Below are 4,160 nucleotides of genomic sequence, written 5' to 3' on the forward strand. Positions count from 1 at the left end.
GACCCCGGCCTCGGCGGCCCGGCGGGTCAGCGCGGCGAGCGCGTCGGGGCTGGCGTCGACCACGGTGACCCGGTGGCCGGCCTCGGCGAGCGGGACGGCGAAGCCGCCGGTCCCGCCGCCGACGTCGAGCACGGTGAGCCGCTCGCCGGCCCGCCGGTCCAGCTCGGCCCGGAGCACCGCCCAGATCACGGCGGTGCGGGGGGTCAGGGTTCGGGTGCGCTCCACGCCGCCGAGCCTAGTCACCCCCGGGCCCGGGGTCAGGACTCGCCACCGCCGGCGGGGTCCTCCTCGGCGCGGGACCGCTGGGCGTTGGCCACCGGCCCGTCGGTCACCTGGTATTCCCGCGGCTCCACCTCGTGGGTCGGCGCCCAGCCGGCGCCCAGCCGGGTCCGTCGGGCGTTCGCCACGCCACCGGGGTACGTGCTGTGAAAGGTCATCGGTTCATCCCCCATACCCGGGTAGGCCACTCTGCCCACCCGTGCCCGGGAGTCTCCCGCGTCCGGGGCCGGGAAACCGTAATGTGGATCACTGATCTCAACGGAAATCCCGGGACGCCGGCGTGACGGGGGGCTCGATCGCGTCCAGCCGGTCCGCGGTGAGGCTGATGACGCCCTCGTGCCGCTGCAACCGGCCCCGCACCACCAGCGCGCCGCTGGTGCGGGCGATTCGACGGTAGCGCTGCCAGAGCCCCGGGGAGCAAGTGACATTGAGCATGCCGGTCTCGTCCTCCAGGTTCAGGAAGGTGACCCCGCCGGCGGTCGCCGGGCGCTGCCGGTGGGTGACGATCCCGCCGACCCGGATCCGCTGCCCGGGCTCCACCCGGCCCAGCCGGGCGATCGGCACCGCGCCCAGGGCGTCCAGCCGGTCCCGGATGAACCGGGCCGGGTGGCTCTCCGGGGACAGGCCGGTGGCCCAGACGTCGGCGACCAGGCGGTCCACCGCCTCCATCCCGGGCAGGGTGGGCGGGGTCGTGCCGGTCACCGTGCCGGGCAGCCGGCCCGGCCGGTCCTGGGCCGCCGCGCCGGCGGCCCAGAGAGCCTGCCGCCGGGTCAGCCCGAAACAGGCGAAGGCGTCGGCGGTGGCCAGCGCCTCCAGGTGCGCCGCGGTCAGGCCGACCCGGCGGGCCAGGTCCGGCATGTCCCGGTACGGCCCGTGGGCCGTCCGCTCCGCCTCGATCCGCTCGGCCACGTCGTCGCCGAGGGTACGCACGCTGCCCAGCCCCAGCCGGACCGCCGGGCCGCCCAGCCCCCAGGCGTGCGGCGGCTCGCCCGGCTGGCTCCCCCACCGGGTTTCCGGGGTGGACTCCAGCACCGCCTTGGCGCCGCTGGCGTTGATGTCCGGCCGGCGGACCTCGACGCCGTGCCGGCGGGCGTCGTCGACCAGGGTCTGCGGCGAGTAGAATCCCATCGGCTGGGCGTTGAGCAGCGCGGCCAGGAACGGGCCCGGGTGGTAGCGCTTCAGCCAGGAGCTGGCGTACACCAGGTAGGCGAAGCTCATCGCGTGGCTCTCCGGGAAGCCGTAGCTGGCGAACGCGGTCAGCTTGCGGTAGACGTCGTCGGCCAGCTCGCCCGTGATGCCCCGCTCGGCCATCCCGGCGTAGAGCCGGTCGGCGATCTGCGCCATCCGCTCCACCGAGCGCTTCGCCCCCATGGCCCGGCGCAGCTGGTCGGCCCCGGCCGCGTCGAAGCCGGCCAGGTCGATGGCGAGCTGCATGAGCTGCTCCTGGAACAGCGGCACGCCGAGGGTCTTCTCCAGCGCGTTGCGCATCAGCGGGTGCGCGAAGGTCACCGGCTCCTGGCCGTTCTTGCGCCGGATGTACGGGTGCACGGAGCCGCCCTGGATCGGGCCGGGACGGATCAGCGCCACCTCCACCACCAGGTCGTAGAACTCGCGGGGCTTGAGCCGGGGCAGGGTGGCCATCTGGGCGCGGCTCTCCACCTGGAACACCCCGACCGAGTCGGCCCGGCAGAGCATGTCGTAGACCTCGGGGTCGTCCAGGGTCATGTCGCCCAGGTCCAGGCTCATCCCGATCAGGTCGTAGCCGTAGTGCAGCGCGGAGAGCATGCCGAGGCCCAGCAGGTCGAACTTGACCAGGCCGACGGCGGCGCAGTCGTCCTTGTCCCACTGGAGCACGCTGCGGCCGGGCATCCGCCCCCACTCCACCGGGCAGACCTCGATCACCGGCCGGTCGCAGATCACCATGCCGCCGGAGTGGATGCCCAGGTGCCGGGGGAACGTCTGCAGCTCGTTGGCGTACGCCACCACCTGCTCGGGGATGTCCTCGACGTCGACCGCCGCGACCGAGCCCCAGCGGTCGATCTGCTTGCTCCAGGCGTCCTGCTGCCCGGGCGAGAAGCCGAACGCCTTGGCCACGTCCCGCACCGCCGACCGCGGCCGGTAGGAGATGACGTTGGCGACCTGGGCGGTGTGCTCCCGGCCGTACCGGGCGTAGACGTGCTGGATCACCTCCTCCCGGCGGTCGGACTCGATGTCCACGTCGATGTCGGGCGGGCCGTCCCGTTCCGGCGCGAGGAAGCGCTCGAAGAGCAGCCGGTGGCGCACCGCGTCCACGTTGGTGATCCGCAGCGCGTAGCACACCGCCGAGTTGGCCGCCGAGCCCCGGCCCTGGCAGTAGATGTCCTGCTCGCGGCAGAACGCGACGATGTCGTAGACCACCAGGAAGTAGCCGGGGAAGCCCAGCTCCTCGATCATCCGCAGCTCGTGCTCCAGCTGCGCGTACGCCTCCGGGTGCGCCTCGGGCGGGCCGTAGCGCTCCCGGGCGCCGGCCATGGTGAGGTGGCGCAGCCAGCTCATCTCGGTGTGCCCCGGCGGCACCGGGTACGCCGGCAGCTGCGGCGCGACCAGTTGCAGGTCGAAGGCGAGTTCCGCGCCGAACTCGGCGGCCCGGGCCACCGCACCCGGGTACGCGGCGAACCGCGCCGCCATCTCCGCGCCGCTGCGCAGGTGGGCGGTGGCGGCGGCGGGCAGCCAGCCGTCGATCTCGTCCAGGCTGCGCCGGGCCCGCACCGCCGCCACGGTGGTGGCCAGCCGGCGCCGCCCCGGGGTGGCGTAGTGCACGTTGTTGGTGGCCACCGTGGGCAGCCCCGCCGCGGCGGCCAGCTCGGCCAGCGCGTCGTTGCGGTCGGCGTCGAGCGGGTGGCCGTGGTCGGTCAGCTCCACCGCCACCGTCTCGGCGCCGAAGAGCGCGGTGAGCCGGTCCAGCTCCCGGGCCGCCGCGTCGACGCCCTCGGTGAGCAGCGCGGCGGGCACGTACCCCTTGCGGCAGCCGGTGAGCACCAGCACGTGGTCGCGCAGCTCGGCGGCGACCTCCGCCAGCTCGCCGTAGACCGGGCGGCCCTTCTCGCCGCCGCGCAGCTGGGCCCGGGCGATGGTGGTGGCGAGCCGGGCGTACCCCTCGTGGCCGTGGGCCAGCACCAGCAGGTGCGCGCCGTGCGGGTCCGGCTCGCCGTTCTGCGGGCCGGGCAGCCCGAGGGAGAGCTCCGCGCCGAAGACCGTCGGCAGGTGCAGCGCGCGGGCCGCCTCGGCGAAGCGCACCACGCCGTAGAAGCCGTCGTGGTCGGTGACGGCGAGCGCGGTGAGCCCCAGCCGGGCGGCCTCCTCGGCCAGCTCCTCGGGGTGGCTGGCGCCGTCGAGGAAGCTGAAGTTGGAGTGCGCGTGCAGCTCCGCGTAGGGCACCGCGTCGTCCGGGCGGGACAGCTCCGGCGGCGCGTACTCCTGCCGCTTGCGGCTCCACGCCGGGGAGTCGCCGCCGTCGGCGTCGACCGCGAGCGGGTCCACCACGTGCAGGTGCCGCTCGCCCCGCGGCCGCCCCTTGCCGGACCGCCCGTCGGACCGCCCGGAGAGCACCTGCTCCAGCTCCGACCAGGGCATCTTCGGATTGTGGAAGCTCACCGGCGGTCTCCCCGGCGGCCGCGGCACCGGCGCGCGGCCGGGGCGTGCCACTCAGTCATAGATCGCCTCCACCAGCCACTGGCCGCCCTCGACCGCGAGCAGCAGGGCGGCCCCGTCGGCCAGGCAGACCTGGAACCGGGCCCGGCGGCGGGCCTCGGCCGGCGCCCACCAGCGCTCGTCCACCGGCCACGGGCCGGCCCAGCCGACGATCTCGGCCGGCCGGCCGGCGCCGACGGTCAGCCGGGCCG

Annotated in this window: 3 protein-coding genes and 1 pseudogene; all 4 read right to left on the reverse strand. The window is 75.2% G+C overall.

The window, feature by feature from the left end; all coding sequences use genetic code 11:
- Positions 1 to 243: methyltransferase domain-containing protein (locus B0E53_RS33620; RefSeq protein WP_210406320.1), on the reverse strand; the 243-nt coding region annotated here is incomplete at its 3' end.
- Between the two features lie 14 nt (positions 244 to 257).
- Positions 258 to 437 carry a hypothetical protein gene (locus B0E53_RS33625; RefSeq protein ID WP_091268414.1) on the reverse strand — a complete coding sequence of 60 codons (180 nt, stop codon included), beginning with the start codon at positions 435 to 437 and terminating at the stop codon, positions 258 to 260.
- A 97-nt stretch (positions 438 to 534) separates the two neighbouring features.
- A complete protein-coding gene (locus tag B0E53_RS33630) occupies positions 535 to 3,912 on the reverse strand; it encodes an error-prone DNA polymerase (protein ID WP_107079614.1) in 3,378 nt (1,125 codons plus the stop codon).
- A gap of 51 nt (positions 3,913 to 3,963) precedes the next feature.
- A pseudogene (locus tag B0E53_RS33635) lies at positions 3,964 to 4,160 on the reverse strand (DNA polymerase Y family protein); the annotation flags it as partial.

The sequence above is a fragment of the Micromonospora sp. MH33 genome (assembly GCF_003013775.1).
GTDB lineage: Bacteria > Actinomycetota > Actinomycetes > Mycobacteriales > Micromonosporaceae > Micromonospora > Micromonospora fulviviridis.